19 protein-coding genes are annotated in these 21,414 nt (G+C 71.3%); 3 read left to right on the forward strand and 16 right to left on the reverse strand.

The genetic code is table 11. The features are described from left to right. Window positions 1–30: 30 nt before the first annotated feature. From M8C17_RS08500 to M8C17_RS08545, 10 genes are all read right to left on the reverse strand, one after another. The gene (locus tag M8C17_RS08500; protein WP_374557692.1) at window positions 31–765 is read right to left on the reverse strand and encodes a cytidine deaminase; all 735 of its coding nucleotides are present in this window, start codon (window positions 763–765) and stop codon (window positions 31–33) included. Window positions 766–816: 51 nt separating this feature from the next. Beyond that, on the reverse strand, window positions 817–2,097 hold the full coding sequence (locus M8C17_RS08505) for an ABC transporter permease (protein WP_252415862.1): 1,281 nt from the start codon (window positions 2,095–2,097) through the stop codon (window positions 817–819). A gap of 3 nt (window positions 2,098–2,100) precedes the next feature. Continuing rightward, window positions 2,101–3,453 carry an ABC transporter permease gene (locus tag M8C17_RS08510; RefSeq protein WP_252415863.1) on the reverse strand — a complete coding sequence of 451 codons (1,353 nt, stop codon included), beginning with the start codon at window positions 3,451–3,453 and terminating at the stop codon, window positions 2,101–2,103. Next, complete coding sequence (locus M8C17_RS08515; protein WP_308209388.1) at window positions 3,450–5,141, reverse strand: ABC transporter ATP-binding protein; 1,692 nt, start codon at window positions 5,139–5,141, stop codon at window positions 3,450–3,452. Before M8C17_RS08515 ends, M8C17_RS08510 begins: the two co-directional genes overlap by 4 nt. A gap of 126 nt (window positions 5,142–5,267) precedes the next feature. Then, on the reverse strand, window positions 5,268–6,335 hold the full coding sequence (locus tag M8C17_RS08520; protein ID WP_252416323.1) for a BMP family protein: 1,068 nt from the start codon (window positions 6,333–6,335) through the stop codon (window positions 5,268–5,270). Between the two features lie 277 nt (window positions 6,336–6,612). Beyond that, window positions 6,613–6,954: a hypothetical protein gene (locus tag M8C17_RS08525; protein WP_252415864.1), complete on the reverse strand. Its 342-nt coding sequence runs from the start codon at window positions 6,952–6,954 to the stop codon at window positions 6,613–6,615. Window positions 6,955–7,034: 80 nt separating this feature from the next. Continuing rightward, entirely contained in the window at window positions 7,035–8,840 is a 1,806-nt protein-coding gene (locus tag M8C17_RS08530) for a glycoside hydrolase family 13 protein (RefSeq protein WP_252415865.1), read from the reverse strand. Window positions 8,841–9,047: 207 nt separating this feature from the next. Continuing rightward, entirely contained in the window at window positions 9,048–9,929 is an 882-nt protein-coding gene (locus M8C17_RS08535; RefSeq protein ID WP_252416324.1) for a sugar ABC transporter permease, read from the reverse strand. Between the two features lie 50 nt (window positions 9,930–9,979). Next, entirely contained in the window at window positions 9,980–11,617 is a 1,638-nt protein-coding gene (locus M8C17_RS08540; RefSeq protein ID WP_252415866.1) for an ABC transporter permease subunit, read from the reverse strand. Next, a complete protein-coding gene (locus tag M8C17_RS08545) occupies window positions 11,617–12,864 on the reverse strand; it encodes a maltose ABC transporter substrate-binding protein (RefSeq protein ID WP_252415867.1) in 1,248 nt (415 codons plus the stop codon). The genes M8C17_RS08540 and M8C17_RS08545 overlap by 1 nt, the downstream gene beginning before the upstream one ends. 199 nt (window positions 12,865–13,063) lie before the next feature. Here M8C17_RS08545 and M8C17_RS08550 point away from each other — a divergent pair, with 199 nt between their 5' ends. From M8C17_RS08550 to M8C17_RS08560, 3 genes are all read left to right on the forward strand, one after another. Next, complete coding sequence (locus M8C17_RS08550; protein WP_252415868.1) at window positions 13,064–14,149, forward strand: LacI family DNA-binding transcriptional regulator; 1,086 nt, start codon at window positions 13,064–13,066, stop codon at window positions 14,147–14,149. Between the two features lie 183 nt (window positions 14,150–14,332). Next, complete coding sequence (locus M8C17_RS08555) at window positions 14,333–15,970, forward strand: glycoside hydrolase family 13 protein (protein WP_252415869.1); 1,638 nt, start codon at window positions 14,333–14,335, stop codon at window positions 15,968–15,970. Window positions 15,971–16,185: 215 nt separating this feature from the next. Then, entirely contained in the window at window positions 16,186–16,545 is a 360-nt protein-coding gene (locus M8C17_RS08560; protein ID WP_252415870.1) for a VOC family protein, read from the forward strand. Window positions 16,546–16,576: 31 nt separating this feature from the next. On the opposite strand, the gene M8C17_RS08565 is transcribed toward M8C17_RS08560, so the two are convergent. From M8C17_RS08565 to M8C17_RS08590, 6 genes are all read right to left on the reverse strand, one after another. Then, window positions 16,577–17,014 carry a hypothetical protein gene (locus M8C17_RS08565; RefSeq protein ID WP_252415871.1) on the reverse strand — a complete coding sequence of 146 codons (438 nt, stop codon included), beginning with the start codon at window positions 17,012–17,014 and terminating at the stop codon, window positions 16,577–16,579. 80 nt (window positions 17,015–17,094) lie between these two features. Further along, on the reverse strand, window positions 17,095–17,463 hold the full coding sequence (locus M8C17_RS08570; RefSeq protein ID WP_252415872.1) for a GntR family transcriptional regulator: 369 nt from the start codon (window positions 17,461–17,463) through the stop codon (window positions 17,095–17,097). 17 nt (window positions 17,464–17,480) lie between these two features. Beyond that, a complete protein-coding gene (locus M8C17_RS08575) occupies window positions 17,481–18,404 on the reverse strand; it encodes a YhjD/YihY/BrkB family envelope integrity protein (protein WP_252415873.1) in 924 nt (307 codons plus the stop codon). Window positions 18,405–18,483: 79 nt separating this feature from the next. Next, window positions 18,484–19,065, reverse strand: coding sequence for a 2'-5' RNA ligase family protein (locus M8C17_RS08580; RefSeq protein WP_374557703.1), 582 nt, complete (start codon window positions 19,063–19,065; stop codon window positions 18,484–18,486). Between the two features lie 13 nt (window positions 19,066–19,078). Further along, complete coding sequence (trpS, locus tag M8C17_RS08585; RefSeq protein ID WP_252415875.1) at window positions 19,079–20,104, reverse strand: tryptophan--tRNA ligase; 1,026 nt, start codon at window positions 20,102–20,104, stop codon at window positions 19,079–19,081. A gap of 33 nt (window positions 20,105–20,137) precedes the next feature. Beyond that, window positions 20,138–21,232: a hemolysin family protein gene (locus M8C17_RS08590; RefSeq protein WP_252415876.1), complete on the reverse strand. Its 1,095-nt coding sequence runs from the start codon at window positions 21,230–21,232 to the stop codon at window positions 20,138–20,140. Between the last annotated feature and the right edge of the window lie 182 nt (window positions 21,233–21,414).

Raw genomic sequence — 21,414 nt, forward strand, 5'->3', positions numbered from 1 at the left:
CCCGGCCCTGAACCGCAACCACCGACAAGCTCAGGGCGCCGACCAGCGCACCGGGATCTCCATCGGCGGCTCACCCTCGCCGGCCCAGAAGATCGTCCCGGTCGCGTCGACGACCACGACCCGGGGGGTCCGGGCCATACCCCAGGTGATCGCCTCCGCCGGGTCGTCCCAGCTCGGAGCCTCCTCCAGCACACCGGTCTCGGCGCCGGCGTCGTCCCCGGCCGACCGCTCCCAGTACGCCGTCCAGACCTGCTGGCCGGCGGACATGTCCGGGTGCACGAAGACGGTGCCGCGTCCGCGCCAGGCGGCCAGCCGCTCGGGAACCACCGGCACGGGCGTCTCGCCGGTCACCGCCTCCAGGTCCTCGACACCGAAGGCGTGTGGCAGCAGCTCGGCCATCCGCAGTGGGTGGCCCTTGGCCTCGATCAGGCACTCCGGCCCGCCGTGTTCCCAGAGCAGTTGCCGGCACCGGCCGCACGGCATCAGCGGCTCACCGGTGGCGTCGACACAGGAGAGCGCCACGAGCCGGCCGCCGCCGGTGGCGTGCAGGCTGGAGACGACGCCGCACTCGGCGCAGAGCGTCACCCCGTACGCGGCGTTCTCGACGTTGCAGCCGACCACGATCCGGCCGTCGTCGACCAGGGCGGCCGCACCGACCGGGAACGTGGAGTACGGCGCGTACGCGTGCCGCATCGCCTCCGTCGCGGCGGCGCGCAGGCGCGCCCAGTCGATCTCGGTCATCCCATCATTCTGCCGCACCGCCATCGTGGCCTGCGGCGGGACCACCTCGGTCCCGCCGCGTCGGCCACCCGGGCGTCAGCCCTTGATGTACGGCTTACCGTCGGCGGCGGGTGCCCGGACCCGGCCGACGAGCCCGGCCACCGCCAGGATCGTGGCCAGGTAGGGCAGCATGGCCAGGAACTGGCTGGGGATCACGCTGTTGATCGCGCCCAGGTAGGTGGCGAGCTGGTCGGCGAAGCCGAAGAAGAGCGCGGCGAGCAGGGCCCCCGTGGGGTTCCACCGGCCGAAGATCAGCGCCGCCAGCGCGATGAAGCCCTTGCCACCGATCATGTTCTTGGTGAACGAGTAGAGCGCCAGCGTGTAGGAGGCACCGCCGATGCCGGCGACGACACCTGCCAGCAGCACGTTGCGGTAGCGCACCCGCAGCACCTTGACGCCGAGCGTGTCGGCGGCGGTCGGGTGCTCGCCGACCGAGCGCGTGCGCAGCCCCCACCGGGTGCGGAACAGCGCGATGTGGATCACCAGCACCAGGAGCAGGCCGAGGTAGAGGAAGATGTTGCCGCGGAACAGCGCCGGGCCGAGGACCGGGATGTCCTCCAGCAGGGGGATGTTCCAGTTGCCGAAGCGGGGAGCGCTGTTGTACCGCTCGATGTTGGTCTGCATCAGCCGCTCGTAGAGGAAGCCGGTGACGCCGACCGCGAGCAGGTTCAGCACGATGCCGATGACCACCTGGTCCACCAGGTAGCGGATGGCGAAGATGGCCAGCAGCAGCGAGATGAACGCACCGCCGATGGCGGCGGCCACCAGGCCCACCCAGACGCTGCCGGAGATGCTGCCGAAGAGCGCGCCACTGAAGGCGCCCATCAGCAACTGCCCCTCGATCGCCACGTTGACCACGCCGGAACGCTCACAGAGCACACCAGCCAGCGCGCCGAAGATCAGCGGCAGGGCCAGGATGAAGGTGCCCCGGATGATGTTGACCAGCGGCATGAAGTTCTGCCCGGTCGGCGCGGCGGAGACCTGCCAGCAGAGGAAGGAGAGCACGAAGCCGACCAGCCCGACGCCGAGCACGGGGAGGAACCACCGCTTCGGCACCCCGGCGAGCAGTGCCGCGCCGGCGGCGATCGTGATGATCCCGAACAGGATCGCGCCGATCGTGCCGTTGATCTCCAGCGCGGCGCCGGCCGCGTCGTCGCTGAGGGTGAACCGGGCCTGCTGGTCGGTGGCGAGCGCACCAAAGAGCACCGCCGCCAGCAGGCCGAGCGCCAGCAGCGTGAGACCGACCTTGCGGCCACGGGTCCAGAAGCCCTCGTCGACCGGGGCGACCGCGACGTCGGGGACAGCCATGGTGGACATGAGTTACCAGCCCTTCGCCAGGCTCGTCTGCAACCGGGCGGCACGCGCGGCCCGGAGCTGGAAGATCGCCTTCACCAGGGCCGGCGCTGCGATGAAGATGACGATCAGCGCCTGGAGCACCGTGACCAGCTCCAGCGAGATCCCCGAGTACGACTGCATCCGGTTGCCGCCGGCCTGGAGCGCGCCGAACAGCAGCGCCGCCAGCAGCACCCCCCAGGGCTTCACCCGCCCGAGCAGTGCCACCAGGATGCCGTCGAAGCCGATCTGCGCGACCACGAGCGGGGTCAACGCGCTCGCGGTGGAGCCGAGCACCATGTTCGAGCCGCCGAGACCGGCCAGGACCCCGGCGAAGACCATGATGAGGACGTACGTCCGGGTGACGCTGATACCCGCGGTGCGGGCGGCGTCCGGGTTGGCACCGACCGCGCGCAGCTCGAAGCCGAGGGTGGAGCGGTTGAGCAGCCAGGCGACCGCCCAGGTGGCCAGCACGGCGAGCAGGATGCCGGCGTGCACCCGAAGGTTGTCGCCGAGCAGTCGCGGCAGCTGTGCGGAGTTGTCCACCGCCCGGCTGATCGCGTCGGTGCGGGTGGGGTCCTGCACGCCGTTCTGCACGATGAGCCAGGTCAGGAAGTACGTGGCGATGTAGTTGAGCATGATCGTGTTGATCACCTCGTGTGCCCCGGTACGGGCCTTGAGGATGCCCGGGATGAAGCCCCAGACCGCCCCGCCCAGAGCACCGGCCAGCACCGCCACCAGCAGGTGCAGGCCGGGCGGCAACGGCAGCAGGAAACCGGCCAGCGCCGCGAAGATCACGCCGATGGTGGCCTGGCCCTGGGCGCCGATGTTGAACAGGCCGCCGCGGAAGGCCAGCGCCACGGACAGGCCGGTGAAGACCAGCGGCGCCGTGTAGGTGAGCGTCTCGGAGATCGGCGCGAGCACGGCCTGCCAGCCGTTGTCGCCGTTCAGCCAGCCGGAGAACGCCTCCGGGTCGAAGATCGAGCCCTTGAACAGGTTCGCGTACGCCTCGCTGACCAGCGTCCAACTGGAGTTGAGCGCATCGGACGGGCGGGAGGTGATGTACGAGTAGGTGGAGAGCACTTCCGGATCAGAAATGATCATCAGAATCGCGCCGACCACGATCGCCAGCACCAGCGACAGCAGGGTCACCGTGAAGGTGTTGGCCGCCCAGAGGTTGTCCAGGAACAGCCGGCCCAGCGTGGGCTTCGACTCCGGCGCCGATCGGCCCGGCCCGGTGGTCGGCTCGGCCTTCTCGGTGTTGCCGAGAGCGGTCTGCGCGGCCTGCGCCTCGCTCGCCGGTTCCTTGTCCGGCGAACCGGACTGGTTGGGGTCGCTCATGCCTCGTCCTCGCTCGCGGGGCGCGCGGCGCTCGCCGGGCCCCCGTCGGTCACCGTGCCGCCGGTAGCCGCGCCGTCGGTCGGCGCGGCATCCGCACCGCGCTCGGGAAGCGCGTCCGGGCTGATGCCGGCCATCAGCAGGCCGATCTCCTCACGCGGGGTGTCCGGGCCGACGATGCCGATGATCCGGCCCCGGTACATCACCGCGATCCGGTCGGCCAGCCCGATGACCTCGTCGAGTTCGCTGGAGACCACCATGACGGCGGTGCCGATGTCCCGCTCGTGGATGATCCGGCTGTGGATGAACTCGATCGACCCGACGTCGACGCCGCGGGTCGGTTGGGCGGCGATGAAGAGCTTCAGCGGCCGGGACAGCTCCCGGGCCACGATCACCTTCTGCTGGTTACCGCCGGAGAGGGTGCCCACCGGCGCGTCGGCCGATGAGGTGCGTACGTCGAACTGCTCGATCCGCTCCTTCGCCGACGACGCGATCGCGTCCGGCTTGAGCGCGAGCCCGGCGCCGAACGGCGGCCGGTCGTAGATGTCCAGCACGAGGTTCTCGGCGACGCTGAACTCCTTGACCAGGCCGTCCACGCTGCGGTCCTCGGGCACGTACCCGACGCCGGCGCGGAGCACCTTCTTGGTCCTCCAGCCGTCGATCCGGTCACCGGCCAGGCTGACCGTGCCGGCGAGTACCGGGCGCAGGCCCATGATCGCCTCGATCAGCTCGGTCTGGCCGTTGCCCTGCACGCCCGCCACGCCGAGCACCTCGCCCGCGCGCACGGTCAGGTCCACGCCGTCGACCGCCCGGATCTGCCGGTCGTCGTCCACGACCAGCCCGGACACCTCCAGCACCGGCTCACCCGGCGTGGCCGGGGACTTCTCGACGGTGAGGCGGACGTTGCGCCCGACCATCAGCGCGGCCAACTCGTCCCGGCTGGCCTCCGGCGAGGCGGTGCCGACGGTCCTGCCGCGCCGGATCACGGTGATCCGGTCGGCGATCGCCTTGACCTCGCCGAGCTTGTGGGTGATGAAGACGATCGACTTGCCGGCCGCCTTGAGCGACCGCATGACCGTCAGCAGCTCCTCGGTCTCCTGCGGGGTGAGCACCGCGGTCGGCTCGTCGAGGATGAGCAGGTCGACGTCACGGGTGAGCGCCTTGACGATCTCGACGCGCTGCTGGATGCCGACCGGCAGGTCCTCGATCACCGCATCCGGGTCGACCCGCAGGTTGTAGCGCTCGGACACCTCGGCGACCTCACGCCGCGCACGCCGCCGGTCCAGGAAGCCGGCGATGCCGCCCCGGACCTGCTCGGCGCCGAGCATGATGTTCTCCGCCACGGTGAAGACCGGCACCAGCATGAAGTGCTGGTGCACCATGCCGATCCCGGCGGCGATCGCGTCGGACGGGCCCTTCAGCTTCAGCGGCTTGCCGTCGACCAGGATCTCGCCCTCGTCGGGCTGGTAGAGCCCGTAGAGGACGTTCATCAGGGTCGACTTGCCCGCGCCGTTCTCGCCGAGCAGGGCGTGAATCTCTCCAGGCTCCACCGTCAGGTCGATGTGGTCGTTGGCGACCAGATCACCGAATCTCTTGGTGATGCCGCGCAGTTCGAGTCTCAGCGCAACCTCCTGGAGTGCGAGCGATGGTGCAGCGTAGCTGCCGTCGACCGGGCCGGCCGGCCCGGTCACCGTGGCGCGCGATCGGCCGCTCCGGCCCCCGCGGGTGGTTAACCCGCGGCGCCGGAGCGGCCGGATCGGTCGTACCTGTCCCCCGCCGACCCTTCCGATGATCTCACCGGAGGGATCGGCCGGTCGTCACTTGGTCGGCTGGGCCTTCGAGGTGACGGTGATCGTGCCAGCGGCGATGTCCGCCTTGATCTTGTCGACCTCGGCCTTCAGCTCGGCCGGAACCTTGCTCTCGAAGTCGTGGTACGGGGCGATCGAGACACCGTTGTTGGCCAGGGTGCCGACGAAGCCCGGGCTCGCCTGCAGCTTCTCGCCACCGGCGGCCTTCAGCACGGCCTCCTTGACGGCCTCCGGGATGTTCTTGACGACCGTGGTCACGATCGCGGAGCAGTCCGGGGTGCTCTCGCAGCCGTCGACGTCCACCCAGATGGTGCTGTACTTGCCGCCCGAGGCCTTGGCCGCGGACGTGGTGCCGAGGCCGGAGCCACCGGCGACCGGCATGATGATGTCGGCGCCCTGGGCGACCAGCGCGTCGGAGACCTTCTTGCCCTCGTCCTGCTTGGCGAAGTCGTTGGTGAAGGAACCCTTCTGGGTCTCCTTGTTCCACCCCAGCGCCTGGACGTTCTTGCCCTTGGTCTTGTTGTAGTGCGCCACGCCGTCGACGAAGCCGTCCATGAAGATGGTCACCGGCGGGATCGGCAGGCCGCCGTAGGTGCCGACCTTGCCGGACTTGCTCATCCCGGCGGCCAGGTAGCCGGCCTGGAACGCGGCCTGCGCGGTGTCGAACTGCATCGGGTAGACGTTGGCGTCACCCGGGTTGGCGTCGACGATGCCGAACGCCTGGTTCGGGTTGGCCTTGGCGATCTTCGAGGTGGCGTTGGCCATCAGGCCACCGACCGCGAGGATGAAGTCGCACTTCTGGTTGACGTACTGCGTCAGGTTCGGCTCGTAGTCGGCCTCCGCCTTCGACGCCACGAACTTGGTGTCGATGTTGCTGTTGGCGGCCTTGGCGTCCTGCAGACCCTTCCAGGCCGAGGTGTTGAACGACTTGTCGTCGATGCCGCCGACGTCGGTCACCATGCAGGCGCTGAACTTCTTGGCGCCACTGCCGGCGTTGTTGTCTTCATCGGGGGCCTCGCCACACGCGGCGGCGCTGAGCACGAGCCCACCCACCGCGAAGATCGAGGCGATCCGCATCCCACGCACCGAGCGCAAGACGTCTCCTTCCCATTGCTCACCGCGCCTAGTGCGGTGGCAGCCCATCAGCCGACCTGCGGTGTGCCGCCGGCTGTCCCACGTTACGGACGGGAGCGTACGCCCGCGCCCACCCACCGGCCGACAATCGTGCACGACTGTTGAGCGCCTGTTACCCGGGTGTAACCCTTGCGTGGGGCAAGTCACTCTTCGTGGTGGTAGGCGAGCGACGAGGCGTCGCGAAAGTCCGTTTTCCGGGGGGCGGCCCCCTCCCCGGACGTTACCGCCAAAAGACCGCGACCGCCGCGTTGACCAGGGTCAGGCCGACGATCGCGAGGAAGTGGCCGCGGTTGACCACGTCCCGCTTCCGGGAGAAGAAGACCATGACGAAGATCAGTAGCGCGAGCACCAACTTCGTCACAAGTTTCGCCGGCGCCGGCTCGTCACCGTCGCGCAGCGGCGCGGCGAGCCCGAGCCCGGTCAGCAGACCGATCACGGACCCCCACAGCATGGCCTGGTTGATCCGCAGCCGGCCGCTGACGTACTGGGCGATGGAGCCGCCGAGCAGCAGGGCGAACCCGATGAGATGGACATAGAGGAGAGTCAGTCGCAGTGCTTCCACGCCGCCCATCCTCCCCCATCAACGACAGTTTGTAGTAGGGGGCCGGGCGCTCGGCGCGTCCGGGCTCCCGGTGGCGGCGTTCAGCACAGCCGCCAGACCTGGAAGGTCGGCCCGTCACCGGGGAGGGTCAGCGCGCCGTCCGGGCCGGGCCGCAGCGCGGGGGCACCGCCGTACACGTTCTCCGCGGCCGGCAGTCCGGCGAGCCGCACCGGCGCCCCGGCCGCCCGCCGGGCCAGCACCAGGACCGCCGCGGTCGGCGCCTCGCGCAGGAAGACGAGCGTGTCGGGGTCGTGGTGCAACCGGCGCAGCCCGCCGTGGCGCAGCGCCGGCTCTCCCCGCCGTAGCGCGATCAACGCCCGGTACGCGGCGAGCGTGCCGGCGTCCCAGCTCCGCGGGCGGTGCCACGGCATCGGGGTGCGCGAGGACTCGCCGTTCGTGCCGGTCAGGCCGAGTTCGTCGCCTGCGAAGATCATCGGGATGCCGGGCATGGTGGCGAGCAGGCCGGCGGCCACCTCCTGCCGGGCCGCGTCGCCGACCACCGTCCGGATCCGGGCCGAGTCGTGCGAGCCGAGCAGTTGCCAGGAGTGCGTGTACGCGCGCCAGGAGATCAGTGACCGGTAGGCGTCCATGGTGGCGAGCACCGCGTCCGCGTCCCGCCGTGGCACCCCGCCGGGGGTGCCGAGGAAGTTCGGCAACGGCTGGTCGCCGTGCCGCAGCCAGGACCACACCGGGTCGGTGAAGCCGACGTAGTTCATGGTGCCGTGCCAGCCGTCGCGATCCAGGTCGCCGGTGTGGTCGTGGCCGTGCTCGGCCATCAGCAGGCCGTCCGGCCGATCCCCGGCGACCACCGAGCGCAGCAGGGCCGCCACCTCGTGGGTGTACGCGTCGGCGCCCCGCCGGCCGGTCATGTTCGCCACGTCCACCCGCCACCCGTCCAGCCCGTACGGCGGTCGCAGCCAGCGGCGCAGCACCGCGTCGTCGGCGGTGGCGAAGCGGCGGCGCAGCTCGGCGCTGCCCCAGTTCAGCTTCGGCAGCGACTTGACCCCGTTCCAGGACTCGTAGTCCCCGGTGATCCCGTCGAAGTAGTACAGCTCCCGTTCCGGCGCGCGCACGTTCGAGGATGCGGCGGTGAACCAGTCGTGCGCGTCGCCGGTGTGGTTGCTGGTGATGTCGCCGAGCAGCCGCCAGCCCCGGGCCCGTACCGCGTCGGCGAGCCGGGCCAGCGCGGCGTCCCCGCCGAGCAGCGGATCGACCCGGTCGAAGCTGGCGGCGTCGTAGCGGTGGTTGGAGCGGGCCGGGAAGATCGGGGTCAGGTAGACGGTGTTCACCCCGAGCCGGTCCAGGTGGTCCAGCCGCTCGGTGATCCCGTCCAGGTCGCCGCCGTAGAACTGGTGCGGCGTCTCCGGGCCGCGCCCGACGACCGGGGTGTCCCAGTCGCAGGGAATCGCCCAGTCCGGCAGTGGCCGGGTGTCGGCCGCCGCGGAGCGGGCGAACCGGTCCGGGAAGATCTGGTAGATCACCGCGTCCCGCGCCCAGGACGGCGGCGCGGCGTGGGTGACGAGCTTGAAGTCACCGTGGTCGGGCACGTCGTGGTCGACCAGCCCGGCGGCCGTCAGCCACCGGGGACCACGCCGCCCGGAGAGCAGGAAACGGTAGTTGCTCACCGGGTTACGGGCCGGCACCTCGGCCCGCCACCAGACGTCCCCGCCCTCGGTGCGGTCCACGGCGGCCTCGCGGAAGCGAGGCTCCCCGTCGCCGGTGGTACGCACGTGCACCTGGCCCACGTCGCCGCCGGCCGGCACCCGGACGAAGACGTCGACGACCTCCCCCAGCGTGGGCTCCTGCTGGGGGACGTGGAGCGGGGATCCGTCGTGGTGCGGCTGCACGGCAGTTCTTCCTCTCGGACGTACTCGTGAGGGTTCGGCCCGTGCCCGGACAGCCGGCCTCCCTCCCCTGTCGCCTTTGCTCTGCTTACGCCCACGCAACGGGCACTGTCCGGATAGCGGACACCGCCTGTTGCGCGGGTTGAAGCAGAGCAAAGGCGTTGAGCAGGGTGTCGCGGGTGCCGCCGAGCCGTGGCCGGACCCGACTGGCTATCCCTTGACCGCGCCGGCGGTCAGCCCGGAGACGATGTAGCGCTGGAGCAGTTGGAAGACCAGCACGGTGGGGATCGCGGTGAGCAGGGTCCCGGCGGCGAAGATCCCGAAGTTGTTGTTGCGCTCGTTGCCCTGCAACAGGCCGTACATGCCCACCGCGAGGGTCTTCGAGTCGCTGCTGGTGAGGAACACGTTGGCCATCAGGAACTCGTTGATGGTGCCGATGAACGCCAGCAACCCGGTCACCGCCAGGATTGGCGCCACCAGCGGCAGCATGATGCGGAAGAAGACCTGGGCGTGCGAGGCGCCGTCCATGGTCGCCGACTCGTCGAGTTCCCGGGGCAGGGTGTCGAAGAAGCCCTTCATCAGCCAGGTGTTCACCCCGAGCGCGCCGCCCATGTAGAGCAGCAGCAGCCCCCAGGGAGTGTTGAAGCCGATCGACGGCCACAGGTCGGTGATCGTGCCGAAGATCAGGTAGATCGCCACGATCGCCAGGAACTGCGGGAACATCTGGATCAACAGCAGCGAGAGCAGCCCCACCCGCCGGCCGCGGAACCGCATCCGGGAGAACGCGTACGCGGCCAGCGCGGACAGGAACACCGACGCGAACGAGGCCACCCCGGCGATCAGCAGCGAGTTGAGGAACCACCGCTCGAACGCGGTCCGTTCGAACAACCCGCTGAAGTTGCCCAGCGACACCCCGCCGGTCGGCACCAACTCGGTGGTGGAGAGCGTGCCGAGCGGGTTGAGCGCGGCGGAGAGCACGAACACGATCGGGAAGAGGCTGAACAGGACGCCGAGCACGGCGACCAGGTGCCGCCAACCGACCTGGGCGAACCAGCGGTTGCGCCGCCGTCCGGTGACGTTGCGGTTGGCCACGGGCGGGCGGCCCGCCGCGTCTCCGGTACGCGCGGCTCCGGTGAGCGTGGTCACGAGTACACCTCCTCCTGCTTACGGGTCCGCCGGAAGCTGACCGTGGAGACCACCGCGACGATGGCGAAGATGAACAGCGAGATGGCGGCGGCGAAGCCGAACTCCGCGCCCTGCCCACCGAAGGCCAGCCGGTAGGTGTACGTGATCAGCAGGTCGGTGGCGCCGTTGGTCGGGTTGTCGGCCGGGAAGGGCGCACCCTCGGTCGTCAGGTAGATCGCGTTGAAGTTGTTGAAGTTGTACGCGAACGACGAGATCAGCAGCGGGGAGAGCGCGACCAGCAGCAGTGGCAGGGTGACCGCGCGGAGGGACTGCCAGGGCGAGGCCCCGTCGACCGAGGTCGCCTCGGTCAGCTCCCGCGGGATGGCCTGCAACGCGCCGGTGGCCACCAGGAACATGTACGGGTAGCCGAGCCAGAGCTGCACCAGGATGACCGCCATGCGTGCCGTCCACGGCTGGCCGAACCAGTCCACGTCCAGCCCGAACATGTTGTTGATCAGGCCGAAGTCGGCGTTGAACATGTCCCGCCAGGCCAGCAGCATCGCGAACGACGGCATGGCGTACGGCAGGACCAGCAGCACCCGGTAGAGGTTGGTGCCGCGCATCCGGGGCGAGTGCAGCACGAGCGCGATCAGCATGCCCAGCAGGAACGTCCCGCCGGTGGACGCGATGGCGAAGGCGAAGTTCCAGATCAGGGTGCCGAGGAACGGGCCGGAGATGTTCTCGTCGGTGAGCACCCGGGTGAAGTTGCTCAGCCCGACGTTGACCTTCCAACCCTGGGCCAGGCGCTCGCCGTCGGCGGCGACGAAGGCGCCCACCTCGTTGTCGGCGGTCCAGGTCTGCCCGGTCCCGGTGTCGCGGACACAGTCGCAGCCGGCGTCGTACGCCCGCACGGCCTTGCCCTCGTAGGCGCGGGACAGGCCGCTGGAGCGCAGCGCGCCGCCGGCGGTCGGCACCACCAGATCGGTGATCTCCTTGCTGCGGGCGCTGGCCTGGCCGAAGTTGAGCACGGTGTAGCCGTCTGCGGCGGTGACCTTGCCACCCGGGGCGACCGTGACGTCGGCGGCGTCGAGCTGGCGCAGCCCGCCGGTGTCCCCTGCGGAGACCGTGCCGGTGGCGGGGTCGGTGACCAGGAAGACCAGGGATCCGGTGGCCGGGTCGCCCTTGGTGGCGATCGACAGCGCGTACTCGGCGGAGCCGGGCACCTGGGTCACCGAGGAGGTCTGGATCGCGACGACCGCCTCGTCCTTGCTGCCCCGGTGCCCGTCACCGAAGTTGGTGAAGGCGGTGCTGGCCGTGTACAGCACCGGGAAGACCTGGAAGGCGATCAGGAAGAGGGTGCCCGGGACCAGGTACTTGGCCGGGATGTGCCGGCGGGTGAGGTAGAGGTAGAACAGCCCGGCGGTGGTCGCCGCCAACAGGGCCAGGCCGGCCCAGTTCCGGCCGTCGATGAGCGGGAAGGCCGCCCAGACCGCGATACCGGCGGTCAGGCCGAGCAGGAGCACCTTGCCGGCGAGGCCGGTCAGGGTGATCGGCGCGTGGTCACGCGCGGCACGGGAGCGTGGGGGCCGGGAGCCGACGGGCCCCCGGCCCGGGGCCTGCGTGGCAGACCCCGGGCCGGACAGCGGCGTACTCATTACTTGATCTGGCCGGAAATCGTCTTGCCGGCGGCGGTGATGGTGCTGCTCGGGTCGGCCCCACCGATGACGGCGGCCTCGGCCTTGCCGAACGGGTCCCAGATGGCGGCCATCGCCGGAATGGCCGGGAGCACCTGGCCGTTCCTGCCGGCCTCCTGGAACTTGGCCAGGTCCGGGTCACTGCCCTTGACCTGGTCGAGGGCGGCGGTCAGCGCCGGCGGCCGGGGCTCGGCGTTGTACAGCGCGACGGCCAGCTCGGGCGTGGTGGTGTAGTTGGCCACGAACTCCTGGGCCAGCGCCTTGTTCTTGCCCTTGGCGGCGACATAGAACGCCTGCACACCCACGAACGGCTGCGCCTCCTTGCCGCCGGCGAAGCCGGGGATGGCGGAGATGTCGTACGCGATGTTGGCCTTCTTGACGTCGGCGACCGCCCACGGGCCGGAGACCAGGTAGGCGCACTTCTTGCCGGTGAAGGTGGCGATCGAGTTGGTGTCCGAGATGGAGCGCTTGAGCACGCCCTCGCCCTTCTCGCCCAACGCGCCGATCTTCTTGAACGCCTCGACCGACGCCGGCTTGCCCACGCCCAGGTCCTTCGGGTCGTAGTCGCCGTTGGCGGCGGTGCCGAAGAGGTAGCCGCCGGCGGAGCTGTACAGCGGGTAGATGTGGTACGCGTCGCCGTTCTGGCCGACCTGGAGGCAGAGCGTCTCGGTGGTCTTCTTCGCCGCCTTGAGCTGCTTGCCCTGGGCGACCAGGTCCTCGATGGTCTTCGGCGCCTCGGGGGCCAGCTCGGTGTTGCGGATCAGCGCCAGGTTCTCCTGCGCGTACGGCACGCCGTAGAGCTGGCCGTTGAAGGTGACGGCCTTGATGGCGGTCTCGTTGAAGGCGCTCTTCTGCTCGGCCGACAGCTGGACCGGGTCGATGGCGCCGTTCTGCACCATGTTGCCGATCCAGTCGTGCGCGCCGACCACCACGTCGGGGCCGCTGCCCTGCTGCGAGGCGGTGACGAAGTTGGTCTGCAGGTCCTTGCTGACGGCCTGGACCTCGACGGTGACGCCGTTCTCCTTGCCGAACTTCTCGGCGAACGGCTTGAGGGCGGCGGTGCGCTTGTCGTCGGCCCAGATGACGAGCTTGCCGCCGGCGGCCTTGGGGGACTGGTTCGCGGTCGGCTCGTCGCTGTCGCCACCACACCCGGAGGCGGCGAGCGCCAGGGCGAAGAGGGCGACCACACCCGCGGTACGGATGCGCATCGGTACTCCTGTCGTCATGGCGGGTCCGCCGGGGGAAGGGCGGCCCGCCAGTGGGAACCTCTGGAAGTTCTTGCCATCCGGCGCAGGGATGCTGCGCCGCTGCTCTCGCATGTTGCCGGGACGTTAGCAAGAGGTTGCAGATAATGGAAGCACTTGCAGAGAGCCCCGCAAGAACTTGCCGGTGGGCTAAAGTGCCGCCATGCGCGCTCGACTGTCCGACATCGCCCAGCAGGCCGAAGTCAGCGAGGCCACGGTGTCGCGGGTGCTCAACGACCGCCCCGGCGTGGCCCCGGAGACCCGGCAGGCCGTCCTCACCGCCCTCGACGTGCTCGGCTACGAGCGACCGGCCCGGCTGCGCAAGCGCAGCGCCGGTCTGGTCGGCCTGGTGGTGCCGGAGCTGGACAACCCGATCTTCCCCGCCTTCGCCCAGGTCATCGAGTCGACCCTGGCGCAGAGCGGGTTCACCCCGGTGCTCTGCACGCAGACCGCCGGTGGCGTCACCGAGGACGAGTACGTGGAGATGCTGCTCGACCGGCAGGTCTCCGGGATCGTCTTCGTCTCCGGCCTGCACGCCGACACCGCCGCCAACCACGACCGTTACCGGGCCCTGATCGCCCGGCCGCTGCCCGTCGTGATGATCAACGGGTACGTCCCCGGCATCGGCGCCCCCTTCGTCTCCTGCGACGACCGGGAGGCCGCCGAGCTGGCCGTGGCCCACCTGGTCGCGCTCGGGCACCGGCGGATCGGCCTGATCACCGGCCCGGACCGCTTCGTGCCGGTGCAGCGCAAGGTGGCCGGCTGGCGCTCTGCCATGACCCGGTTGGCCGGCGTCGCCGAGGCCGACCTGGGCCCGCTGGCCGAGCTGTCACTGTTCGGTGTGGAGGGTGGCGAGGCCGCGGCCGGCCGCCTGCTGGACCGAGGCGTCACCGGCGTGGTGTGCGGGTCCGACCTGATGGCGCTCGGCGCGGTACGGGCGGCCCGCCAGCGCGGCCTGTCCGTCCCCGGTGATCTCTCCGTGGTCGGGTACGACGACTCGCCGCTGATGGCGTTCACCGACCCGCCGCTGACCACCATGCGGCAGCCGGTCATCGCGATGGCGGTGGCCGCGGTCCGGGCGCTGGTGGACGAGATCAACGGCCATGGTGCCCCGCACTCGGAGTACCTGTTCCGCCCGGAGCTGGTGGTGCGTGGCTCCACCGCGGTCGCCCCGGCCGGCGCGCGCCCGGGCGCGGGCGGGTCCAACCGGCACCGGCCGGGCTCGTCGGCGCTGGCCGTTTCCGCCTGAGCGGCGCACGCCGCCGCCTGAGGAGCCAACCACCGCCGCAACGACGGCCCTTCCTTGCGCAAGAACTGCTTGACTCTTGCAGCGCTCGGCCGGCATATTGCTCAGACACCCCGCGCGGGGCCCTCGCCGCCGCGCCGGGTGCCGCCGCCGCACCGTGCCCGAGACAGACGGGGAACGCCACCCATGACCGCCAGCACCACCACCACGCCCCGCACCGCCGACGACGACTGGTGGCGCTCCGCGGTCGTCTACCAGGTCTACGTGCGCAGCTTCGCCGACAGCGACGGCGACGGCACCGGCGACCTCCAGGGCATCCGGCAGCGCCTCCCGTACCTGCGCGATCTCGGGGTGGACGCGCTCTGGCTGACCCCCTTCTACACCTCCCCCATGGTCGACGGCGGGTACGACGTCGCCGACTACCGGGACGTCGACCCGATGTTCGGCACCCTCGGCGACTTCGACGCGATGATCGCCGACGCGCACGCCCTCAACCTGCGGATCATCGTCGACCTGGTCCCCAACCACACCTCCAGCGACCACCGGTGGTTCACCGCCGCCCTCGCCGCCGGCCCCGGCTCCCCGGAGCGTGCCCGCTACCTCTTCGCCGACGGCCGCGGCGCGCACGGCGAGCTGCCGCCGAACGACTGGGAGAGCATCTTCGGCGGCCCCGCCTGGACGCGGGTCGCCGACGGCGAGTGGTACCTGCACCTGTTCGACCCCGCCCAGCCGGACCTGAACTGGCGTCACCCCGAGGTACGCGCCGAGTTCGAGGACGTACTGCGGTTCTGGCTCGACCGGGGCGTGGACGGCTTCCGGATCGACGTGGCCCACGGCATGATCAAGGCCGAGGGGCTGCCGGACGTCGGGTTCAACACGATGACCACCGGCCAGCGCCAGGTCGAGCTGCTCGGCAAGGGCCGGCTGCCCTACTTCGACCAGGACGAGGTGCACGAGATCTACCGCGCCTGGCGGCCCATCCTGGACAGCTACCCCGGCGGCCGGATGGCCGTCGCCGAGGCGTGGGCCGAGACCCCGCAGCGGCTGGCCCGCTACATCGGCCCCGACGAGCTGCACCAGGCGTTCAGCTTCGACTTCCTCGACGCCACCTGGTCGGCCGACTCGTTCCGCAAGGTGATCGACACCGCGCTGGCCGAGTCGACCGTGGTCGGCGCGCCCACCACCTGGGTGCTGTCCAACCACGACAAGCAGCGGCACGTCACCCGCTACGGCGACGGCGCCGAAGGGCTGCGCCGAGCTCGCGCCGCCAGCCTGCTGATGCTCGCCCTGCCCGGGTGCGCCTACCTGTACCAGGGCGAGGAACTGGGCCTGCCCGAGGTGCTCGACCTCCCCGACGAGCTGCGCCAGGACCCGGCGTTCCTGCGCACCGGCGAGAGTCGGGACGGGTGCCGGGTGCCCATCCCGTGGAGCGGCGAGCTGGCCCCGTACGGCTTCGGGCCGGCGGGAAGCGAGCTGAGCTGGCTACCCGCCCCGGCGACCTGGCGTGCCCTGTCGGTCGCCGCGCAGAGCGGCGTACCCGGCTCCACGCTGGAGCTGTACCGGGCCGCGCTGCGGGTCCGGCACGAGCACCCGGCGCTGGCGGCCGACGCCGGCGGGGTGACCTGGCTGGAGAGCGGACCGGGCGTGCTGGCCTTCTCCCGCACCGCTGGCGCGACCGTGCTGACCTGCGTGGTCAACCTCAGCGGCGCGCCGGTCATGATCGACGGGTACGGCGAACCGATCGTCGCCAGCGAGGCGCTCACCGGGCAGGGCTCCGGCCACGTACTGCCCGTCGACGCGGCAGCCTGGTTGGAACGGCGTTGAGCGGGTAACCCGACACCAACCTGGTCGTCCGTCGTGCCCCGCGCCGACGGGCGACTGGGCTACCGGCCCCTTGTGGTGGGGGGTGAGGTGGCACCGGCGCCGCGTGGAGTCCGCTCCGCGTGGCGCCGGTGTCCGTCTGCGCGAGGTGTGCACCGTCGCCGCCGTGGGTACGGCACGGGCAACCGTCGCGTGGAGGTGACGCCATGGTGGTACGGATGGCACAGTGCACGATCGACGTCGAGGACGTGGACCTGATGGTCGCGTTCTGGGCGGCGGCGCTCGGCTACGAGGTCGAGCAGGGCGACGACGGCAGCGCCAAGCTCTGGCCGCCGGGCCAGCCCTCCGCCGCCGCGCCGACCTTCTGGTTGCAGGGCTCCGGCACGGAGAAGCGGGGCAAGAACCGGTTGCACCTCGACCTGGTCGCCGACGGTGACCCGCAGGCCGAGGTGCGGCGGCTGATCGGGCTGGGCGCGCGGCACGTCGACGTCGGTCAGAGCGGGACCGAGCAGTTCACCGTGCTCGCCGACCCGGAGGGCAACGAGTTCTGCGTACTGGACTCGGCGCCGACCCGCTGATCCCGTCACCCGGCAGGCCCCGCACGGAGAGTCACTTCGCGGTGAGCAGCGCCGCGATGCGGGTGAAGCCGGCGCGTACCTCGGCCTCGTCCGGCGGCTCCGCCGGCTCACCGTGCCCCGCCTCGTCGGCGGCGGCGTCCAGCTCCTCGTCGATCACGTCCTCGAAGTCGCCGTACAGGTCGGCCCCCTCGACCTGACGCTCCTCGTCCTCGGCGGCGACCTGCGCGGCGGCGATCTCGCTGCGGATCTCGTCGGCCGACAGCGCCGGCAGCAGCGGCTCCACGACGGCGATCAACTGCTCGTCGGCCACCACCGCCTCGGCCAGCGCCAACGCGTGCGGCCGCTCGTACGGCCCGCAGACCACCGGCTCCCACTCTTCGAGGTCACCGAGCGGGCCGAAGGTGATGATCCACGGCAGGCCGAGCATCGGCGAGTCGGCCGGCAGGTCCAGTGTCATGAGTGCGCCCACGGGCTCATCATGGTCCGCGAACGCGAGCGCCGACGCCGTTCGGCTCAGTTTCCGCCCGTCCGGCACCCGATCAGCTACGGTCAGCCGGGCCGGGCGGCGTCCAGGGCGGCCCGGACCAGGGCGAGCGCGGTCGCGGGCGGCACGCCGAGCCGGGCTGCCTCCGCCGCGTAGGTGGCCGCCGCCCGGTGCAGCCGGTCCACGGCGTCGTCCCGGCCGGGGGCCACGAAGGTGCCGTTGCGCCCCCGGGTCTCCAGCAGCCCGGCCGCCTCCAACTCCCGGTACGCCCGGGCCACCGTGTTCGCCGCCAGCCGCAGGTCGGCCGCGAGCTGCCGGACGGTGGGCAGGCGGCTGCCCACCGGCAACCGGCCGTCACCGATCAGCTCGGCGAGCTGCCCGCGTACCTGCTCGAACGGGGGCACCGACGAGTCCGGGTCGACCGAGATGGTCATCTGCGCACCTTCCGCCATCAGCCCGCACCGCCCGGCGTACCGGGATCGGTGCCCTCGTCGGGCGCCGCCGGCGGGGCGCCCTCCGCCAGATCCAACACCCGCCCACGCGAGCTGGTCGCGAGCAGCGCCGCCCCGAACAGCACCAGCTGGTTGAGCAGGTAGAGGTAGAGCAGCAGGCCGACCGCGCCGGCCACCACGGTGTACGCCGGGTTCCGCTCGGTGCGCACCACGTAGTACCGCCCGACCGTGTTGAGCAGCGTGATGCCGACCGCGACCAGCACCACCACCGGGCGCAGCCGGGACCGGCTCACCCGCAGCCGGGGCACCGCGACCAGCAGCGCGGTCGCGAGCACCGCGTTGATCAGCACGCTGAGCACCGCGCTGATCGTGGTCAGGCCGACCGAGCCGGTGCTGCGCAGCAGGAAACGCAGCAGCGACTCCAGCGCGTCCACCGCTGCCACCGAGACACCCAGCAGGACGAAGACGCCGATCATCACGCCGAGGTCGACCAGCCGCCGGATCACCAGGTTTCCGGGCTGCTGGTTGAGCCGGTACATCAACCGCTGGGAGGAGCGGATCGCCTCCACCCAGCCGATCCCGGTGAAGACCAGGATGACCAGGCCGACCACGCCGACCGTGCCGCTGGAGTTGGCGATCTGCTCCGCGTCCAGGAACGGCAGGTTCTCCTTCAGGAACCCCGCCGCCGCCGCGCTGACCTCGTCGTTGTCCTCCAGGATCGCGCCGAAGATCGAGTACGCGACCAGCGCGAGGGCGAACACCGCGAAGAAGCCGTAGTAGGCGATCGCGGCGGCCAGTCGCCCGGCCAGCACCTCGGCGTAGAGCGCGCCGGCCCGCCACACGTGGTCGAAGAGCCGCGACCGGGAGCGCGCGGCGCCCACCCAGCGGTCGAGGCCCGCCTCGATCGACCCGATCACGTTCACGCCGTCATCCTCGCCGATCTTCCGCCGCTGCTGGGGCAACCCGCTCCCGGTGCTCGCCGCCCGGCGCGTCGCCGACCGGTCAGCCGCCGAGGCGGAAGTCCCGACGCGGCTGCCACCGGGCCTGCCCGCTGTGCGAGAACAGGGTGAACGCGTCGACCTCGAACATCGCGGAGAAGTCGGCCAGGTCCTCGTACACCTTGTCCAGCGCCTCCGGTGCGACGTCCTGCGCCACGGTGACGTGCGGATGGTACGGGAAACGGGCCTCTCGGTGCAGGGCCGGCGCCGCGGCGATGGCGGCGGCCAGCAACTCACACTCGCTGATCCCGGCGGCCACCGCCACGAACACCACCTGGGTCACCGGACGGAACGTGCCGGTGCCCCGCAGGTGCAGCGCGAACGGCAGGTGCGCGGCTGCGACGGACGCCAGGTGCCGCTCGACAGCCGGCAGAGCAGCCGTCGGGATCTCGGTCGGCCCGAGCAGCGTCACGTGCGCGGGCACGGCCAGCGGGTCGCCGGCCTCGACCCGCCGCCGGGTGAGCTGGGCTCCCCACGGCTCCGGGATGTCCACCGCGATGCCGATCTGGATCGTGTCGCCGGCAGGCGGCACTCCGCCACTGCGATCCACGCTCCGCGCCGCCCCTTCGGCCACCGACCCGACCACCTGTCCCGGCGCGCTATTCGCCGCGGACCGGCGGGAAGAAGCCGACCCGCTCGTACGCGGACCGCAGGGTCTCCGCGGCCACCGCCCGGGCCTTCTCCGCGCCGGCGGCGAGCAGCTTGTCCAGCTGCGCCGGATCGTCGAGGTAGGTGCGCGTGCGTTCCTGGATGGGGCGGACGAACTCGCCCACCACCTCGGCCAGCTCCTTCTTCAGGTCGCCGTAGCCGCGGCCGGCGAACGCCGCCACCAGCTCGTCGATGCCGCGCCCGCTGAGCGCCGAGTGGATGGTCAGCAGGTTGGACACCCCCGGCTTGGTCTCGCTGTCGAAGACGATGTCCCGGCCGGTGTCGGTCACCGCCGAACGGATCTTCTTGGCCGACCGGGCCGGGTCCTCGAGAAGGTCGATGATGCCGGCCGGCGAGGACGACGACTTCGACATCTTCGCGGTCGGGTCCTGCAGGTCGGTGATCTTCGCGGTGTCCTTGACGATGTGCGGCGCGGGCACCGTGAACGTCGGGCCGAACAGCGAGTTGAACCGCTGTGCCAGGTCCCGGGAGAGCTCCAGGTGCTGGCGCTGGTCCTCGCCCACCGGCACCGCGTTGGCCTGGTACAGCAGGATGTCGGCGGCCTGCAGGACCGGGTAGGTGAAGAGGCCGACGCTGGCCCGCTCGTTGCCCTGCTTCTGCGACTTGTCCTTGAACTGGGTCATCCGGCTGGCCTCGCCGAAGCCGGTGATGCAGCCGAGCACCCAGGCCAGTTGGGGATGCTCGGGCACCTGCGACTGCACGAACAGGGTGCTGCGCTCCGGGTCCAGACCGACCGCGAAGAGCTGGGCGGCGGCCACCCGGGTCCGCTGGCGCAGCAGCACCGGGTCGTGCCCCGCGGTGATGGCGTGCAGGTCCACCACGCAGTAGAACGCGTCGTGGGTGTCCTGCAGGGCCACCCAGTGCCGCACCGCGCCAAGGTAGTTGCCGAGGTGGAAGGAGTCGGCCGTCGGCTGGATGCCGGAGAAGACGCGGGGGCGGGCGGGAACGTCGGACATGGCGATAATTCTGTCAGCAAGCAACCGGGTCCGTCATGACGGGCCGGCGGGTCGGGCACGGCCCGCCGGTGTCGGGGCGTTGACCTCGCGCGGCTCCCCCGCGCCGACCCGGCGTGTCGGCCCGACCGTGGCACCGCGCGGCTGGCCGGTGCCCGTGTCGCGGCGTTGCTCGGGCATCCGGACGGCGGACACCGCGAGCCGGGCCACACGTCGGCCGTCCAGCGCCAGCACGCGCAACAGCCAGCCGCCCGGCGGGTCGGCCGGGTCGGGTTCGCCGGCGTCGGACGGCTCGGCGGGCACCGGCACCTCGTCGCCGCTCACCGGGAGCCGACCCAGCGCGGCCATCACGAAACCACCGACCGTCTCGTACGGCCCCGGGGGCAGCGCCAGCCCGGTCCGCTCGGCGAAGTCGGCCAGGTTGAGCCGGCCGTCCACCACGGCGGGCAGGCCGTGCACCGGGTCGGGTTCGGTGTCGTACTCGTCGTGGATCTCGCCGATCAGCTCCTCGATCAGGTCCTCCAGGGTGACGATCCCGGCGGTGCCGCCGTACTCGTCGACCACCACCGCCAGGTGCTGGCCCTCCCGGCGCATCTCGGTCAACGCGGGCAGCACCCGCTTGCTGCCGGGCAGCCGCTTCACCTCCCGGGTCAGCTCGCCGACGGTGACGCAGGGGTCGGCGTCCGGGCGCAGCAGCACGTCGCGCAGGTGCACGAAGCCGACCACGTCGTCGTGGGTGCCATCGGTGACCGGGTAGCGGGTGTGCGTCTCGGCGCGGACCAACCGGGCGGCCTCGGCGATGGTCAGGCGCGCGGGCAGGAAGACCACCTCGGTGCGGGGCATCATCACCTCGCGGATCAGCTTGGCACCGGCGACCAGGACCTCGTCGATGATCCGCCGTTCGTCCGGGTCCAGCACCGTGTTGGCCGCCACGAGGTCCCGCAGCTCCGCCTCGGAGATGCGCTCCCGGCCGGCCGCCGGGCCGGCCCCGAGCAGGTCGGTGACGAGGCGGGTGGCACCGTCGGTGGCACGGACGACCACCCGGGCGACGGCTCGGGCGAGCGGGCCGGGGTCGCGGCGGGGCCGCCCCCGCGCGCGTCGCCGGAGCCCGGTACGGGCCGCTTCCCGCATGACAGAGATGGTAGACACCGGCGGCCCACCGCACCGGGTATCTCGTGCAGCCGATCGCTCATGTTCGGCTCTGTTTAATCGTGAGAGATTATGATGGAATGAGGATGGCGGCGGTCGGTCGGGGTACCGCTCACCGCCGTAGGGTGATCACCGAAGGGCCACGTCCGGGGCGGGCCAGGCAG

It is taken from the genome of Micromonospora sp. RHAY321 (assembly GCF_023896955.1).
Classification (GTDB): Bacteria; Actinomycetota; Actinomycetes; order Mycobacteriales; family Micromonosporaceae; genus Micromonospora.

Excerpts from the sequence above, each read along its gene's own strand:
- M8C17_RS08520 (WP_252416323.1), bottom strand. The coding sequence starts at position 6,335 with ATGCGGATCGCCTCGATCTTCGCGGTGGGTGGGCTCGTGCTCAGCGCC.
- M8C17_RS08550 (WP_252415868.1), top strand. The coding sequence starts at position 13,064 with ATGCGCGCTCGACTGTCCGACATCGCCCAGCAGGCCGAAGTCAGCGAG.
- M8C17_RS08590 (WP_252415876.1), bottom strand. The coding sequence starts at position 21,232 with ATGCGGGAAGCGGCCCGTACCGGGCTCCGGCGACGCGCGCGGGGGCGG.
- M8C17_RS08510 (WP_252415863.1), bottom strand. The coding sequence starts at position 3,453 with ATGAGCGACCCCAACCAGTCCGGTTCGCCGGACAAGGAACCGGCGAGC.
- M8C17_RS08570 (WP_252415872.1), bottom strand. The coding sequence starts at position 17,463 with ATGACCATCTCGGTCGACCCGGACTCGTCGGTGCCCCCGTTCGAGCAG.
- trpS (WP_252415875.1), bottom strand. The coding sequence starts at position 20,104 with ATGTCCGACGTTCCCGCCCGCCCCCGCGTCTTCTCCGGCATCCAGCCG.
- M8C17_RS08540 (WP_252415866.1), bottom strand. The coding sequence starts at position 11,617 with ATGAGTACGCCGCTGTCCGGCCCGGGGTCTGCCACGCAGGCCCCGGGC.
- M8C17_RS08555 (WP_252415869.1), top strand. The coding sequence starts at position 14,333 with ATGACCGCCAGCACCACCACCACGCCCCGCACCGCCGACGACGACTGG.
- M8C17_RS08500 (WP_374557692.1), bottom strand. The coding sequence starts at position 765 with ATGGCGGTGCGGCAGAATGATGGGATGACCGAGATCGACTGGGCGCGC.
- M8C17_RS08545 (WP_252415867.1), bottom strand. The coding sequence starts at position 12,864 with ATGCGCATCCGTACCGCGGGTGTGGTCGCCCTCTTCGCCCTGGCGCTC.
- M8C17_RS08505 (WP_252415862.1), bottom strand. The coding sequence starts at position 2,097 with ATGTCCACCATGGCTGTCCCCGACGTCGCGGTCGCCCCGGTCGACGAG.
- M8C17_RS08560 (WP_252415870.1), top strand. The coding sequence starts at position 16,186 with ATGGCACAGTGCACGATCGACGTCGAGGACGTGGACCTGATGGTCGCG.